Below are 13,818 nucleotides of genomic sequence, written 5' to 3'. Positions count from 1 at the left end.
GTCGTTCACGTGGGTTGGGAGGTGACAGTGAGGTTGCAACCGCGAGGCCACGGTGTCAAGATATATTACTAAATTAGTATCTGCGGTGGCGGAGCGATACTGTATGCCCTCACGCATCACGGGTGGAGGGGTGTTGGCCGGGTACCAGCTCAGGGGAGTGCACGGGCAGACCGTCGAGGCGCTCGCGCGGCGAGTGCTGTCCGGGGAGATCCCCGAGGGGGCGACGCTGGATCTGCTCGCGCTGCGCGAGGAGCTGGACGTCAGCCTCACCGCGCTGCGCGAGGCGCTGAAGGTGCTGTCCGCCAAGGGCATCATCGACGCGCGGCAGAAGCGCGGCACCTTCGTGCGGCCCCGCACCGACTGGAACATGCTCGACGGCGACGTGCTGCGCTGGCGCTCGGCCGGGCCGCCCGACCCCGACCTGCTGGAGCACCTGGCCGAGGTTCGGTCCATCGTGGAGCCCGCCGCCGCCAAGCTGGCCGCCCAGCGCGCCACCGACCAGGACCTCATCGACCTGGACGATGCGCTGGCCCGCATGGGCGAGGCCGCCGGCAACCCCGGCAAGCTCGTCGAGGCCGACCTCGACTTCCACCGGGCCCTGCTCGGCGCCACCCACAACCAGCTGGTCGTCCAGATGGAACGGGTGATCGCCAGCGGCCTGGCCATGCGCGACCAGGTCGTGCACAACGCCGATCCCGCCGACGACCCGGTGCCCAGCCACCGCAAGGTGCTCGACGCCATCCGCGAACGCGACGCGGAGGCCGCCGAGCAGGCCATGCGGGCCCTGGTCGACAAGGCCAGCGAGGACTTCAGGCGGATCTCCGGGCAGTGATCGCGCGGGACGGCCGGGCCGCCATTGGCCACCCTCGTGACGAAGCCGTCGACGCCGAGGCCGGTGGCGCGTCGAGCACGTGCGGACCGACCTGCGCCGGGCAGATGGACGCTACGACGCCAGCTTGACGAACCGGGCCGCTCGCTCGGCCAGGGCGGACAGGTCGCCACCGGTGGCGGCGTCGCCGACCAGCGGGGAGCCGACGCCCACGGCGATGGCCCCGGCGGCGAGGTAGGCCTCGGCCTCGGCGACGCCGACGCCGCCGACTGGAACGAAGGGAACGGTCGGGAAGGGTTGGCGCAGCGCGGAAAGGTAGCCGGGGCCGCCGAAGGAGGCGGGGAAGAGCTTGACGGCCTCGGCCCCGGCGGCGACGGCGGACTCCACCTCGGTGGGGGTGAGCGCGCCGGCCAGGATGGGGAGGCCGGCGCCGACGCAGGCGGCGACGGAGGCGGTCAGCGCGGGGCTGACGGCGAAGGTGGCTCCGGCGGCGATGGCGGCCGAGGCGTCGGCGGCGGTTCGGACCGTGCCGGCTCCGAGCCAGCAGCCCTCGGGCGCCTGGATGGAGGAAATGGCTTCCAGGGCGCCGGGTCCGGTCAGGGAGACCTCGACCAGACGCACGCCGGACTCGAACAGCACCCGCACGGCTTCGCGGGTGTTGCCCACGCCGTCGCCCCGGACGATGCCCACCAGCCGGGTGGAACGAAGAACACTGCCGAAGGTCACCACTCCGCGAGACTCCCGTCCTCGTGCCGCCACACCGGCGATCGCCATGCGTGGCCGATCTCGGCGGCCCGGCGCACGGCGTCCTCGTCGATCTCGATGCCCAGCCCGACCCCGGTCGGCCGGGCCATCTGCCCGTCCACGAACGCGAACGGGCTGGTGTCCACAAGATAGCTGGTCAGCTCGCTGCCGGCGTTGTAGTGCAGGTTCAGACTCTGTTCCTGGATAAGGAAGTTGGGCGTGGCGAACGCCACCTGCACGCTGGCCGCCAGCGAGATGGGGCCGAGCGGGCAGTGCGGGGCGATGCTGGCGCCGTAGATCTCGGCCAGCGAGGCGATCCGGCGCAACTCGGAGATGCCGCCGGCGTGCGAGGGGTCGGGCTGCGCGACGGCGATGCCGGCGTCGAGCACGGGCTTGAACTCCCAGCGGGAGTAGAGCCGTTCCCCGGTGGCGATGGGCACCGGGGAACTGTCCACAACGGACTGGAGGACGGAAGCCGGTAACTCGGGCAGGATCGGCTCCTCGACGAACAGCGGCCGCACCTCCTCCAGCAGCGGCAGCAGGCGACGGGCCATGGCGGGGGAGACGCGGCCGTGGAAGTCGATGGCCAGGCCGCGGTCGGGGCCGAGCACCTCACGGGCTTCATGGGCCCGGGCAAGGACTCCGTCCACGTCGGCCGGGGTGGCGATGGCGTCGATGGGCCCGCAGGCGTTCATCTTCACGGCGGTGAAGCCGCGGTCGACCTGACCCTGAACGGCCTCGCGAATCCCCTGTGGACGGTCGCCGCCGACCCAGGAGTAGACCCGGATGCGATCACGGACGGGGCCGCCGAGCAACTCGTGCACGGGGACGCCGCGGACCTTGCCGGCGATGTCCCACAGGGCCTGGTCGTAGCCGGCGAGCGCGCTGGACAGCACGGGCCCGCCGCGGTAGAAACCGCTGCGCCGCAACACCTGCCAGTGCTCCTCGATACGCAGCGGGTCCTGCCCGCGCACCAGGTCGGTCAGCTCGTGCACTGCGGCCTGCACGGTCTCCGCCCGGCCCTCGACCACGGGCTCACCCCAGCCGACGACGCCCTCGTCCGTGCTGACCTTCAGGAACAGCCAGCGCGGGGGCACGAGGAACGTCTCGATGTCAGTGATCTTCACAGGGTCCCCGCCTCACGGATGGTCGCCGGACGTCGCTCAGGGTACATCAACTCATTAATTATGGATACTTCTGCGAATCGGTTTTCGCGCCTGGCTGGACCAGGTGACCGTCGTATCGAATGAACGTTCATTTGACAGTCTCACGCCGCCGTGTCACGCTCGGAACCGGTAATGAATGGACGTTCAATAAGGAGGTGGTGGCCATGCCGGCGACCCGGCCGACCGCGCGCTGGAGCCCGACCGACATCGGCGACCTGACCGGCCGCACGGCGCTGATCACCGGCGGGAACAGTGGCATCGGGCTGGAGACGGCCCGGGTTCTCGCCGACCATGGCGCCCGCGTCATCCTCGCCGGCCGCGACCAGGCCAAGCTGGACCGTGCGGCGGGCACGCTGTCCGGGGACCGCGTGGACACGCTGGCGGTCGATCTCGGCTCGCTGGCCTCCATCGCCGCGGCGACGGACCGCCTGGCGGCCACCGAGACCCTCGACGTGCTGATCAACAACGCCGGCGTGATGAACGTGCCGGAGCGCCGCACCACAGCCGACGGCTTCGAGCTCACGTTCGGCACGAACCACCTCGGACACTTCGCGCTGACCGCGGGCCTGTTGCCGGCGCTGCGGCGCGCGGAGGCCGCGCGGGTGGTGACGGTGAGCGCGATGGCCGCACGCTGGAGCGTGGGCCGGCTCGACGACCTCATGAGCGAACAGCGCTACGGCGGCATGCGGGCCTACGCGAAGTCGAAGCGCGCCAACGTGGTCTTCACCACGGAGCTGGCCCGGCGTCTGTCCGGCACGAACATCGACGCGGTGGTGGTGCATCCCGGGTCGGCGGTGACCAACCTCCAGCGGCAGCGCCAGGGCGTGCTCGACCGGGCGGCGGTCGCGCTGGCTCGCGTCCTGCTGATGGGCTCGCCGGAGGGCGCGGCCTGGCCGTCGCTGTGGGCGTCGACCTGCGCCGACATCGTCAGCGGCGGCTTCTACGGGCCGGCCGGGCGCGACCAGACCGCCGGCGCGCCGATCCCGGCGAAGTTGCCCCGTGGCGCGGACGATCCGGCGGAAGGATTGCGGCTGTGGCAGGAAAGCGAACGCCTCACCGGGGTCCGGTTCGCGATCTGACCGGCTAGCTTCGGCGCCAACGACTTCCCGGCCCACCACGCCCTGCTCGGGGCGGGCGTGCCGATCATCGAGGGCCTCGACCTCGCCGCCGCCGAACCCGGCCCCTACGAGCTGACCTGCCTGCCCATCCGCCTCACCGCCGCCGAGGCCGCCCCGGCCCGGCCCGGCCCGGGTGATCCTGCGCCGCTGACCAACGCCTGACCCTGATGCAGGGAAGGACGCCTTACCCGCGTTCAACGAGGGTAAGGCGTCCTTCCCTGCATGAGCTGGTCACGCCGAGTCCTTGTGCACGGTCCAGCCGCCGTCGACCACGAGGTCGGCGCCGGTCACGAAGGACGCCTCCGAGGACAGCAGGAACGCGATCACCGACGCCACCTCGGCCGGATCGCCGAGCCGCCGCATGGGCGTGGAATCCTGACTGCGCAAGCGGTCCTCTTCGGACACCCGATCCCACGCGCCGGTGAGCACCGGCCCCGGCAGCACGGCGTTGACCCGCACCTCCGGCGCGTACTCCACCGCCAGCTGCCGCCCGAGCGACACCAGTGCGCCCTTGCTCGCGGCGTACGCGGGATGCCCCGGCAGGCCGGCCAGCGCATGCACCGACGACACCAGCACGATCGCGCCGTGCCGCTCCCGCAGCGACGGCAGGAACTGGCGCGCACCGAGGAAGGCGGCGGTGAGGTTGACCTCGATCTGGCGGGACCACTCGGCCGGCGTCTGCTCGTGCAGCGGCTTCACGACGACGGTGAAGGCGTTGCTCACCAACGCGTCCACCGACCCGCCGACCAGCTCGGACACCTCGTCCCAGGTGGCCTGCGCGCTCACGTCGCCGCGGACGGCCACCTCGGGACCCTCGGCGATGTCGACGCCGATCACCCGGTAGCCGTCCGCGGTGAGCCGCCGGGCGGTGGCCGCGCCGATACCGGACGCGGCCCCCGTCACGACTGCAACTCTTTCAGACAAGGAAACTCCTAGTCACAGCACGGTCTGGTGCACATGGTCGTCCACACCGCGGACGGCCACCCACGCCGAGCCTCCTGCGCCGGCGGCGACACCGAGGGTGCCGACGATGGCGTTGCTGGCGTACTCGCCGCGGGGGAACCATCCTCCCCACTGACCGTCGGCGAAGTTGCGCTGCCACAGCGTGTAGTCACTGGCTCGGGCGAACATGTACAGCCGGCCGGAGGTCGCGAGCAGCGTGGGGGCGGTGCTGATCACGCCGCCGAGACCGGTCCAGCCGGTGCCCTGCTCCCACAGCCAGGCGCTGTCGTCGAACGCTCGCACGACGATGTGCGTTCCTCCTGCGTCCGCGACGGCGCTGGGGCGGCCGTAGATCGGCTTGTCGCTGGGCGAGCCCAGCGACGTCCAGCTGCCGGTCGTGCCGCGCTGCCACACCTTGCCGTCGGCGCCGCGGGCCACCAGGGTCCACTGCGTCGGCGACGTGAAGGCGACGGTGGGGGAGTCGGTCACGGTGCCGCCGAGCTTGATCCAGCGACCCCAGCAGCCGTGCTCGAAGGTCCGCTGGTACACGGCGTTGTCCGTGCCGCGCACGAAGACGTCCACCCGGTCGGCGCCCGAGGCGTAGACCGCGGGCTGGCCGACGATCTGGTTCTGGGTGGGGCCGCCGAGCATGGCCCACTTGCCGCTGCCGACCGTGCTCTCCGCGAGCTGGCCGGACGCGTCTCGGACGAAGGTGTACGCGTGCGTGTCGTCGAACCGGGCCAGGGCCGGGCTGTCGCTGGCGTTGCCGCCGAGGTCGGCGCCGGGGGCCAGGTCCGTGCCGGACAGCTTCAGCATCACGGTGCCGTGCGCCGGCACGGTCGTGGTGTACGAGCCGGTGGCGCTGCCCTTGTCGGCGCGGGCCCGCAGGTCGCGCACCTTCACCGTGCCACTGAGGCCGGCCTTGGCGAGGTCCACGGTCATGTCGGACGGCGCGGTGCCGCGGTTGAGCAGCACGACGGCCCGGTTTCCCTTGCCCGACAACACCTTGCTGTAGACGTTGCCCGAGCCCGAGTCGCCGATCCGGACGCCCTGGATGGCCAGCGGGTCCTGGTCCACGGCGAGGATCTCCGGGTTCTTCAACGTGTCCAGCATCGACTGGGGCAGCGTGCGCGGGTCGGAGCCGATGATCAGCGGCGACGACATCTCGGCCCACATCACGAACTGCGTGGTCGACTCCTCCTCGGTCAGCTCGGTGCCGCCGGTGGGGAAGGGACGCATCGGGATCAGGTAGTCCGGGTCGTTGTAGTGACCGGGGCTCTGCGCCTCGGGGTGCGCCGCGTTGTCGTCCATGTTGCGCAGCACCGCCGGCCACTCACCCGCGGTCGCGTTGCCGAAGGCGACGTCGGTGTCGGTGCGCCAGGAGGTCGCGTTGCCCGGGCCCCACGTGTAGGCGTAGCCGGCCTGACGGGTGGACGGCCAGTCCGGCACGCCCCACTCGCCGGTGACCGGGTCGCACAGGTTGAGGATCATCTTGCGGCCGGACTGGGCCACGGCCTGGGAGAACTGCTGGAACACCACGGCCGGGTCGAGCTTCTGGGCCAGGCCGCAGAGGAAGTCGATCTTGACCGCGTCGAAGCCCCACGTGGCGAACTGGTCGGCGTCGCGCTGGTAGTAGCCGCCGCCGCTGCCCAGGCCGCAGTTCTTGCCGTCGTAGGCGCCCGCGTCGGTGTAGATGCCGGCCTTCAGGCCCAGTCCGTGGATGAACTTGACCAGGTTGTCCAGGCCGTGCGGCCAGCGCGCCGGGTCGACGACGAGGTTGCCCTTGCTGTCGCGGGGCGTGGTGTCGGCCTGCCAGCCGCCGTCCAGCCACACGATGTCGTAGCCGGCCTTGGCGAGGCCGCTCGACTTCAGGAAGTTGGCGACGCTGTGGACGTTGTCCTCGGTCGGGCGGCCCACACCGAAGTAGGTGTTCCAGCCCATGTACGGGGTGGGGGAGACGACGCTCGAGTCATGCTGGCCGGCGCCGTGGCTGTCGGTCTGGGCGGTCGCAGCGGGCACCGCCACCGAGCCGACGCCGAGCGCGATCGCGCAGGCAAGCGTGAGTCTGCGTAACAAGCGGGACATCGATGGTTACCTCGTTCCTGGCGGCTGCGCTGCTGCCGGGAGGAAGGTAACCGGCGAGGTACCCGGGCTGTCAATAATTATTCCTAATTTAGTACAACGAGTCGGTGGATAGACCGTGGCCGGCCAACACGCCGAGCGCTGCTCTGGCCCTGAGCACGAAAAAACCCGTCGCCGGGGCATGGCGACGGGCTTCTCGGGGAGAGCTGCTAGCGGCTGGGCCAGTCCCAGCGGATGCCGAAGACGCCGGGGCCGAAGCCCAGGGCGACGGAGTGCACACCGCCGGACGGGTCGAGCGTGAGGTTGCGGCGGCGGGACGGGCCCTCCTCGCCGGCCGGCACCGCGTACTGCTGGCAGCGGGCCGGCAGCCGCGACTGGTCGAAGCGCACCTCGATGACGTACTCCCGGACCGGCAGCCGGAACTTGCGGCAGTAGGCGTTGCCGCTGGCCGGGTACTGCGGGCCGGGGTTGTTCAGCTGGTACTCCATGATCACGGTGTCGCCGCGCGCGAGCGTGCGGTCGAAGACCAGCTCGGCGACCATGATGCTGGACTCCTCGTCCACCGCGGTCCGGCCGACCCGACAGTTGCTCAGGTTGGTCAGCTCGGGGATCATGCCGGGCCCGGATTCGGCGTCGTACACCAGAACCCAGCGGTCGGCGCCGTCCTGCTCGGCCCGCAGCACCTGGCGCACCCACAGCGAGCGCTGGCCGCCGTCGGGGGCGACCTCGATGCGGTCGTGCTGGCTGAGCCGGCCGAGCCGGCAGTCGGAGGTGGTGTCGACCCGGGCCAGCAGCGCGGCCAGCCGTTCCCGGCGCGACCACAGCGCGTCGATCGGCAGCACCCGGGTCGGACGGCTGCGGCGGCCCCGCGGACGAGGCGGGCCCAGCAGCGCCGTCAGCGAGCTCGGCGGCACGCCGAGCACGGCTTCCAGGTGACGCAGTGCTTCCAGGGACTCCGGCCGCTCCGGCCGTCTCCGGCCGGACTGCCAGTAACTGAGCGTGGCGACGCTGATCGTGATGCCGCGCAACCCCAGCCGGTGCTGGATGCGGTCCAGGCTCAACCGGCTGGTCTTGATCGCGGCGCGCAAGGCGTCGGGAAACGGACCGGTGGCCAGCAGGCCGACCAGTTCGTCCCGGTCGGCTGGCACCGTGTCGACGAACGACAGATCCGGATGACCAGCAGCGATCGTCATAGTGACTCCTCGCTGTCAACTTGTCACGCAGCAGTGACACTACTGGGTGAGCACGTGACCGTGGCACCTCTGAACGGAGGCTGTGTGTACTCCTGATGGCGTAAAGTATTACGTGGAGTCGCCAGGTGTCCAGGTGTAACCGGTTCGACGGTCCCGCGTACGGGTTGGTTCACCTTAGTGTCGGGCCGGGGGCAAGCCGCCGGGTGGCGGACCCGTAGTCTGGCCGGCGTGACCACACCGAGACCCGCGGGCGACCGCGTGTTCGCCGACGTGGCCACCGCGGTGCTGGGTCCGGGCGACCACCGGTTCGCCGATCTGCTCGACGTGTTGGCCCAGATGCCGGCAAATCCCGTCGATGTGGTGCATGCCAACGACGACCTGCTGCCCCGTCTGGCCCATGAGAACGGCCTCGACGCCGCCCTCTCGGCCGCCCGGCTGGCGCTGCGTCCCGGCGGCCTGTTCATCGCCGCCGTCCCCGAGCTCGACAAGCTCCGCCGCCTGCGCCCCACCGCCCCGCCGCCGCGCGTGTCCGGCCGCGGCGAGCAGCGCCAGGTCACCGTGCAGCTGTGGGACTGGGCCGAGGACGGGCAGTCCTACGGCCTGGAAGTGCTCCAACTGGCCCGCTCCGGCAGCCAGTGGGAGTTGATCCGCGCGGTCTCCACCCGCCATCAGGTGATCACCGGCGCGCAGGTCACGGCCGGGCTCACCGCCGCCGGTTTCGCCGCCGTGCAGCGGCTCACGCCCAAGGAGAGCGGCCACCCACTGCCGCTGTGGGTGGCCGTCGCGCCCTGATCGAAGGCGACGTGCTTGGACCAGACGGCCAGCAGGTCGGCGTCGCCGGTGAGGTCGATGTGCCAGGCGGCCTCGGTGTCGGTGCCGCGGAAGGACAAGGTGCGGCCGGGGGCTCGACATTGCGTGGAAAACCGCTCCGACCTCGGAGTCCCGCGCCGTAGGATGCGTCCCATGTGGGCGATTGTTCTGATTCTGACGGGGGTGTGGCTCCTCCTGATGGCGCTGGTGCACCTCTGGGTGTCGCATGCCGCGCTCCGCCGGGCCGGCATTCGGTACCTGAACCTGCGGACGCCGATGCGCGAACTGCCGAAGCCGGAGCGGCGCAGGCTGATGCATGCTCTTCGGCGCCGCCAGGTCCCGGCCCCGGAGCACCGGGACGTGGCCCGCCGCTGGGCCGGCGAGGAGGTGCTCCGCCGGGGCATGTCCTGGTCCTTCGTCTGGCTCACGCTGGCGTGCGGCGTGCTGCTGGCGGAAACCACCCTGGACGCCGGTGCGTCCACCGCGTTCTCGTACTGGACCTTCGTGACGCTGACGGTCGTGTGCGCCCTGATGGCCGTCCTGATGTGGGGCAACCAGGTCACGGCGCGAAGGGTGCTGCGGCAGACCGATCCCTTCGACCTCAGGGACACGCCTCCGCCAGCTTGACCACCCCGAAGTCGATCTTCACCCCGGCCTGGATCCGGGTGCCGGCGGCGATGTTCTGGTTGCACACCTTCCAGTCCCGGTCCAGGACCTGGTGCCGGCCCTTGCCGCTGACGTCGTGCGAGGCGCTGAAGAAGATCTCGTTGCCGGTGAGCTTCTGGATGGCGTCCTGGGCGTCCTGGAGGCCCGAGCCGACCAGGTTCGGCATGGCCCAGTGCTGGATGAGCGGCGAGGTGGACGTGGCCGGCGGCGCGCCCGGCGTGGTCCCGATCTGATTGGGGCCGCAGCTGGTGGCCACGGCGGCCAGCGCGACACCGACGACGAACTTGAGCAAGGCACAAACCTCCCCAGGCGTGGTCACCACGTGACCGGCAGGCTCTTGACTCCGTTCTGGAAACTGGACCGTAGCCGGATCGGCTCGCCGGCCGGGCGAACCTCCCCCAAACGGTCCAACACGGCCGTGAACACGGCGGTCATCTGGGCCCGGGCCAGCTGGGCGCCGAGGCAGAAGTGCGGGCCGTGGCCGAAGGTCAGGTGGTCGTTGGGGGTGCGGCCGACGTCGAAGCGGTGCGGGTCGGGGAACACCCGTTCGTCCCGGTTGGCCGAGGAGAACCACACCACCACCTTGTCCCCGGCGCGAATGTCCACTCCGGACAGTGTGGTGTCGGCGGTGGCGGTGCGGCGGAAGTGCATCACCGGTGTCCACCAGCGCAGCATCTCGTCGATGGCGGTCGGCAGCAGCGACCGGTCGGCCAGCAGCCGCCGGTACTCGACGGGATGGGCCATCAGGGCGATCAGGCCGCCGGGGATGCCGTTGCGCAGGGTTTCGTTGCCGGCCACGGAGAACAACCAGAACAGGGTCTCGAACTCTTCGATCGACACCCGCCCGCCGTCGTCGTCGACGTGCCGCATGAGGTTGCTCATGACGTCGTCGCCCGGCTGCGAACGTTTGTGCTCGCCCAGGGCGGTCGCGTAGGCGTACAGGTCGGGCATGCCGTTGCGGCTGCGGGGATCGGGCATCAGGCCGTCGGGCCCGGGCTTGGGGCGCATGGCCAGCGCGGCACGGGCCATGTCGGTCACGCCCGAGGCGTCGACGGTGTCGATCGCGGCGTACTCGGCGTCCTGGAAGCCGATGGCGCGGCTGCTCCAGTCGAACATCAGCCTCCGATCCTGCTCCGGCACGCCGAACACCTCGGCCAGCACCAGCAGCGGCAGATCGGCCAGTTGCTTGGCCAGATCGCCGCCGCCGTCGCCCTGCACCGCGGCCACGAGGTCGTCCGCCCATACGGTGATCCGATCGGTCAGCCGTGCCACCGCCCGCGGCGTGAACGCCCGGGCCAGCAGGCCGCGCAGCCGGGGATGGTCCGGCGGATCCATGTTGAGCATCATTCGCCGCACGTACCGGAGATCCTCGGCCGTCAGCGGATCGCGGATCTGGGTGCCGCCCAGCGTCGACGAAAACAGTTGTGGGTTGCGAAGCACCTGCCGCGCCTCGGCATGCCGCAGCACCGCCCAGAAGTCGTCCACCCGCACCACGGCGGATTCCGCCCGCAGCGAGGAGAGAACCTCGTGCGGCACACCGCGCACATAGGTCTCCGGATCGTTGATCACGCTGGCGTCCACGGCCACGACGCTAGCCCGCCGGGGCCGTGGTGGGGAAAGATCCGGACGGTGGACACGTTGAGGGTGCGAACAGGCGGAGCCGGCGGACCGACCGTGCTGCTGCTGCACGGGTTGGGCGCGACCGGCGCGGTGTGGGACGGCCTCGTCGAGCGGCTCGACCGCCGCTGGATCGCCCCCGACCTGCCCGGGCACGGCAGATCCGGCCGGCTGAAGCGGTACTCCTTCGGCGCCATGGCCGGCGCGGTGGCCGAGCACCTGCCGGCCGGCGAGCCGGTCACCGTGATCGGGCACTCCCTGGGCGGCGTGCTGGCGGTCGCGCTGGCCAGCGGCTGGTACGGCGTGGAGGTGCGGCGCGCGGTGGCCGTCGGCGTGAAGGTGGAGTGGACCGACGACGAGCTGGCCGGGGCCGCCGCGATGGCCCAGCGGCCGGTGAAGACGTTCGGCAGCAAGGAAGAGGCTGCTCAGCGCTACCTCAAGGTGTCCGGTCTCGGCGGTCTGATGCCGGCCGATCCCGACGGCCTGGCCGCGACCGGCGACGGCTGGCGGCTGGCCCTGGACCCGTCGACCTTCGCCGTGGGCCGGCCGGACATGCGTGGGCTGCTGGCCGCCGCGAAGTGCCCGGTGCTGATGGTGACCGGCGAGAACGACCCGATGAGCTCCCCCGAGCAGGTCCGCGCGCTGGCCGAGAACGTGGAGGTGCTGCCCGGCCTCGGGCACAACCTGCACGTCGAGGAGCCGGGCACGCTGCTGGACGTGATCAACCGGACCGGCGGCTGGTAGGAAGGGCGGCATGACTGCCCTCGGCACCGTGTTCCGCCCCCAGTTCCCGCCCGAGACCCTGCGCCCCATGGCCGAGACGGCCGAGGCGCTGGGCCTGGAGCAGCTGTGGGTGTGGGAGGACTGCTTCTCGGAGAGCGGCATCGCCGCCGCGGCCGCCGCACTTGCCTGGACGGAGCGGGTCCGCGTCGGCATCGGCCTGCTGCCGGTGCCGCTGCGCAACGTCGCGCTGGCCGGCATGGAGGTGGCCACCCTGCACCGGCTGTTCCCCGATCGGGTGATCGTCGGCGTCGGTCACGGCGTGCAGAGCTGGATGGGGCAGACCGGGGCCCGCGTGGCCTCGCCGATGACGCTGCTGCGGGAGTACCTCGACGCGCTGCGGGCGTTGCTGCGGGGCGAGGAGGTCACGGTCGGCGGCCGGTACGTGAAGCTGGACCGGGTCCGCCTCGACTGGCCGCCGTCGAGCCCGGTGAAGGTGTTCGCCGGCGGCCAGGGGCCCAAGACCCTGCGGCTGACCGCCGAATCCGCCGACGGCACGCTGCTCGTGGCCGACGAGACCGTCGAGGGTGTGCGCCGGCTGCGGGAGTTCATCGACCACGAGATCATCGCAGCCCTGCACGTGGCCACCGGCCCCGGCGCCCTGGAGCGCCTGCGCCGCAACGACCCCCAGCACGGCGTGGCCGGCGACGCCGAGACGGTCGCGGCCGCCGTCCGTGAGCTGGCCGACGCCGGGGCCGACACGGTCATCCTGCAGCCCACCGGCGACGAGCCCGATCCGGTCGGCTTCGTGCGCTTCGTGGTCGAGCAGGTGCGGCCGCTGGTGCCCTAGATGCCGGTCAGGAAGCGGGTCGGCGGGGCGACGTCGACATCGGCGCACCGCCGGTCGCGGCTGAGCGGCCACTGGGTGATGTAGCGAACCTGGCGGCCGGTGGCGCCGATGGCCTGTCGGATGCCCTGCGCGGCCAGGACGTCGTCGAAGTAGGTCTCGCCGATGATCCACGGCTGGCGGTAGCCCAGCGCGGTCATCTTCTTGTCGGCCTGTACGAACTGGGAGTACTCGTCACCGTTCCAGCTGTCGCCGTAGAGGTGCACGTCGAACAGGTCGGGCGGATTCGAGCCGTAGACGGCGGGCAGCTGGGTGGCGCGGTCGGCGATCCACACCGTCATGGAGAACCCGACCGTGTCGGCCTTGCCGAACTTCGCCGTGTAGTCGGCCCACAGCCGCTTCGCGTACTGGCGCAGCACCGGCTCGGTCGACATCGGCATGCCCTCGTTGAGCAGATCGATCTTGTACGGGAGGCCGGCGGCGGCGATCAGCGGGTGCAGGTTGGCGATCAGGCTCCAGTTCTCCCGGTACGCCTGCTCGTCCATGGCGTCCCAGTCCTGCGGGGAGTCGTCGCCCTGCGGGTGGAAGGCCACCTCGATCTCGTGGAAGCCCGCCTTCTTGACGGCCGCCAGCAGCTCGGTCAACTGCCGGCGGTCGGCGGGGGAGAGGTCGCCGGTGCTGGAGTCCATCACCGTGCCGGTGTCCCGCCCGTGCTGGTGGAAGATGCCGATGCGCAGCCGCCGCTGGCCGGCATCGTACATCTGGCTCAGCTGCTTCTCGATGACGTCCCGGCCGCGGTCAAAGCTGTCGACGGTCCCGTACTGCTCGCGACTGCAACCGCCGCTCAGGCCGTAGAAGTCGTAGTTGGAGCCGCCGACCTCCCGCGCGTTGCCGGCGGGGCGGACCCCGGCCGTCACGACCACCACCAGGATCGCCAACACCACGGGCAGCCACCGACGCATCACACGCCCCAGATTGGCAGACCCCCCGTTTTGAAGTTCGGAAGGGACCATTCCTCCACACCGAGGTGTGGGGTTTGGGGAGGTCGAAAATGTTTTTTTGTTGTTTGCGGGGGGGCTGTCTG

Annotated in this window: 15 protein-coding genes; 7 read left to right on the top strand and 8 right to left on the bottom strand. The window is 71.1% G+C overall.

The features are described 5' to 3' along the window. Nucleotides 1-103: 103 nt before the first annotated feature. The gene (locus AB0M73_RS42660; protein WP_363904282.1) at nucleotides 104-832 is read left to right on the top strand and encodes a FadR/GntR family transcriptional regulator; all 729 of its coding nucleotides are present in this window, start codon (nucleotides 104-106) and stop codon (nucleotides 830-832) included. A 111-nt stretch (nucleotides 833-943) separates the two neighbouring features. Here the strand turns inward: AB0M73_RS42660 and AB0M73_RS42655 are convergent, their stop codons facing one another. Both AB0M73_RS42655 and dgoD read right to left on the bottom strand, forming a co-directional pair. Next, a complete protein-coding gene (locus AB0M73_RS42655; protein ID WP_363904279.1) occupies nucleotides 944-1,555 on the bottom strand; it encodes a bifunctional 4-hydroxy-2-oxoglutarate aldolase/2-dehydro-3-deoxy-phosphogluconate aldolase in 612 nt (203 codons plus the stop codon). Continuing rightward, on the bottom strand, nucleotides 1,552-2,700 hold the full coding sequence (dgoD, locus tag AB0M73_RS42650) for a galactonate dehydratase (RefSeq protein WP_363904276.1): 1,149 nt from the start codon (nucleotides 2,698-2,700) through the stop codon (nucleotides 1,552-1,554). Before dgoD ends, AB0M73_RS42655 begins: the two co-directional genes overlap by 4 nt. A 203-nt stretch (nucleotides 2,701-2,903) precedes the next feature. Here dgoD and AB0M73_RS42645 point away from each other — a divergent pair, with 203 nt between their 5' ends. Beyond that, nucleotides 2,904-3,818 (top strand): SDR family oxidoreductase, encoded by a 915-nt coding sequence (locus AB0M73_RS42645; protein ID WP_363904273.1) that lies wholly within the window; start codon nucleotides 2,904-2,906, stop codon nucleotides 3,816-3,818. Between the two features lie 57 nt (nucleotides 3,819-3,875). Then, nucleotides 3,876-4,019 (top strand): hypothetical protein, encoded by a 144-nt coding sequence (locus AB0M73_RS42640; RefSeq protein ID WP_363904270.1) that lies wholly within the window; start codon nucleotides 3,876-3,878, stop codon nucleotides 4,017-4,019. Nucleotides 4,020-4,088: 69 nt separating this feature from the next. Here AB0M73_RS42640 and AB0M73_RS42635 read toward each other — a convergent pair whose 3' ends face one another. The 3 genes from AB0M73_RS42635 to AB0M73_RS42625 form a co-directional block, all read right to left on the bottom strand. Beyond that, complete coding sequence (locus tag AB0M73_RS42635; protein WP_363904267.1) at nucleotides 4,089-4,760, bottom strand: SDR family oxidoreductase; 672 nt, start codon at nucleotides 4,758-4,760, stop codon at nucleotides 4,089-4,091. A gap of 33 nt (nucleotides 4,761-4,793) precedes the next feature. Beyond that, nucleotides 4,794-6,884, bottom strand: coding sequence for a hypothetical protein (locus AB0M73_RS42630; RefSeq protein ID WP_363904264.1), 2,091 nt, complete (start codon nucleotides 6,882-6,884; stop codon nucleotides 4,794-4,796). Nucleotides 6,885-7,090: 206 nt separating this feature from the next. After that, nucleotides 7,091-8,074, bottom strand: coding sequence for a helix-turn-helix transcriptional regulator (locus AB0M73_RS42625; protein WP_043715629.1), 984 nt, complete (start codon nucleotides 8,072-8,074; stop codon nucleotides 7,091-7,093). A gap of 228 nt (nucleotides 8,075-8,302) precedes the next feature. Between AB0M73_RS42625 and AB0M73_RS42620 the strand changes: the two genes are divergently transcribed. Continuing rightward, on the top strand, nucleotides 8,303-8,866 hold the full coding sequence (locus AB0M73_RS42620) for a hypothetical protein (RefSeq protein ID WP_363904260.1): 564 nt from the start codon (nucleotides 8,303-8,305) through the stop codon (nucleotides 8,864-8,866). Between the two features lie 171 nt (nucleotides 8,867-9,037). After that, entirely contained in the window at nucleotides 9,038-9,511 is a 474-nt protein-coding gene (locus AB0M73_RS42615; RefSeq protein ID WP_363904257.1) for a hypothetical protein, read from the top strand. Here AB0M73_RS42615 and AB0M73_RS42610 read toward each other — a convergent pair. Both AB0M73_RS42610 and AB0M73_RS42605 read right to left on the bottom strand, forming a co-directional pair. Continuing rightward, complete coding sequence (locus AB0M73_RS42610; RefSeq protein WP_363904255.1) at nucleotides 9,486-9,842, bottom strand: PASTA domain-containing protein; 357 nt, start codon at nucleotides 9,840-9,842, stop codon at nucleotides 9,486-9,488. The genes AB0M73_RS42615 and AB0M73_RS42610 overlap by 26 nt on opposite strands. A 23-nt stretch (nucleotides 9,843-9,865) precedes the next feature. Beyond that, nucleotides 9,866-11,131, bottom strand: a complete 1,266-nt coding sequence (locus AB0M73_RS42605) for a cytochrome P450 (protein ID WP_363904252.1) — start codon at nucleotides 11,129-11,131, stop codon at nucleotides 9,866-9,868. Nucleotides 11,132-11,179: 48 nt separating this feature from the next. Between AB0M73_RS42605 and AB0M73_RS42600 the strand changes: the two genes are divergently transcribed. Next, nucleotides 11,180-11,911: an alpha/beta hydrolase gene (locus AB0M73_RS42600; RefSeq protein WP_043715622.1), complete on the top strand. Its 732-nt coding sequence runs from the start codon at nucleotides 11,180-11,182 to the stop codon at nucleotides 11,909-11,911. Nucleotides 11,912-11,921: 10 nt separating this feature from the next. Next, a complete protein-coding gene (locus tag AB0M73_RS42595) occupies nucleotides 11,922-12,737 on the top strand; it encodes an LLM class flavin-dependent oxidoreductase (protein WP_363904249.1) in 816 nt (271 codons plus the stop codon). Here the strand turns inward: AB0M73_RS42595 and AB0M73_RS42590 are convergent. Further along, the gene (locus AB0M73_RS42590; protein WP_363904246.1) at nucleotides 12,734-13,699 is read right to left on the bottom strand and encodes a hypothetical protein; all 966 of its coding nucleotides are present in this window, start codon (nucleotides 13,697-13,699) and stop codon (nucleotides 12,734-12,736) included. The genes AB0M73_RS42595 and AB0M73_RS42590 overlap by 4 nt on opposite strands. Nucleotides 13,700-13,818 lie beyond the last annotated feature (119 nt).

It is taken from the genome of Kutzneria sp. NPDC051319, assembly GCF_040682195.1.
Taxonomy (GTDB): domain Bacteria; phylum Actinomycetota; class Actinomycetes; order Mycobacteriales; family Pseudonocardiaceae; genus Kutzneria.
Note: the sequence above shows the minus strand (reverse complement) of the source record. Positions and strands in the feature narration are given on the sequence as shown.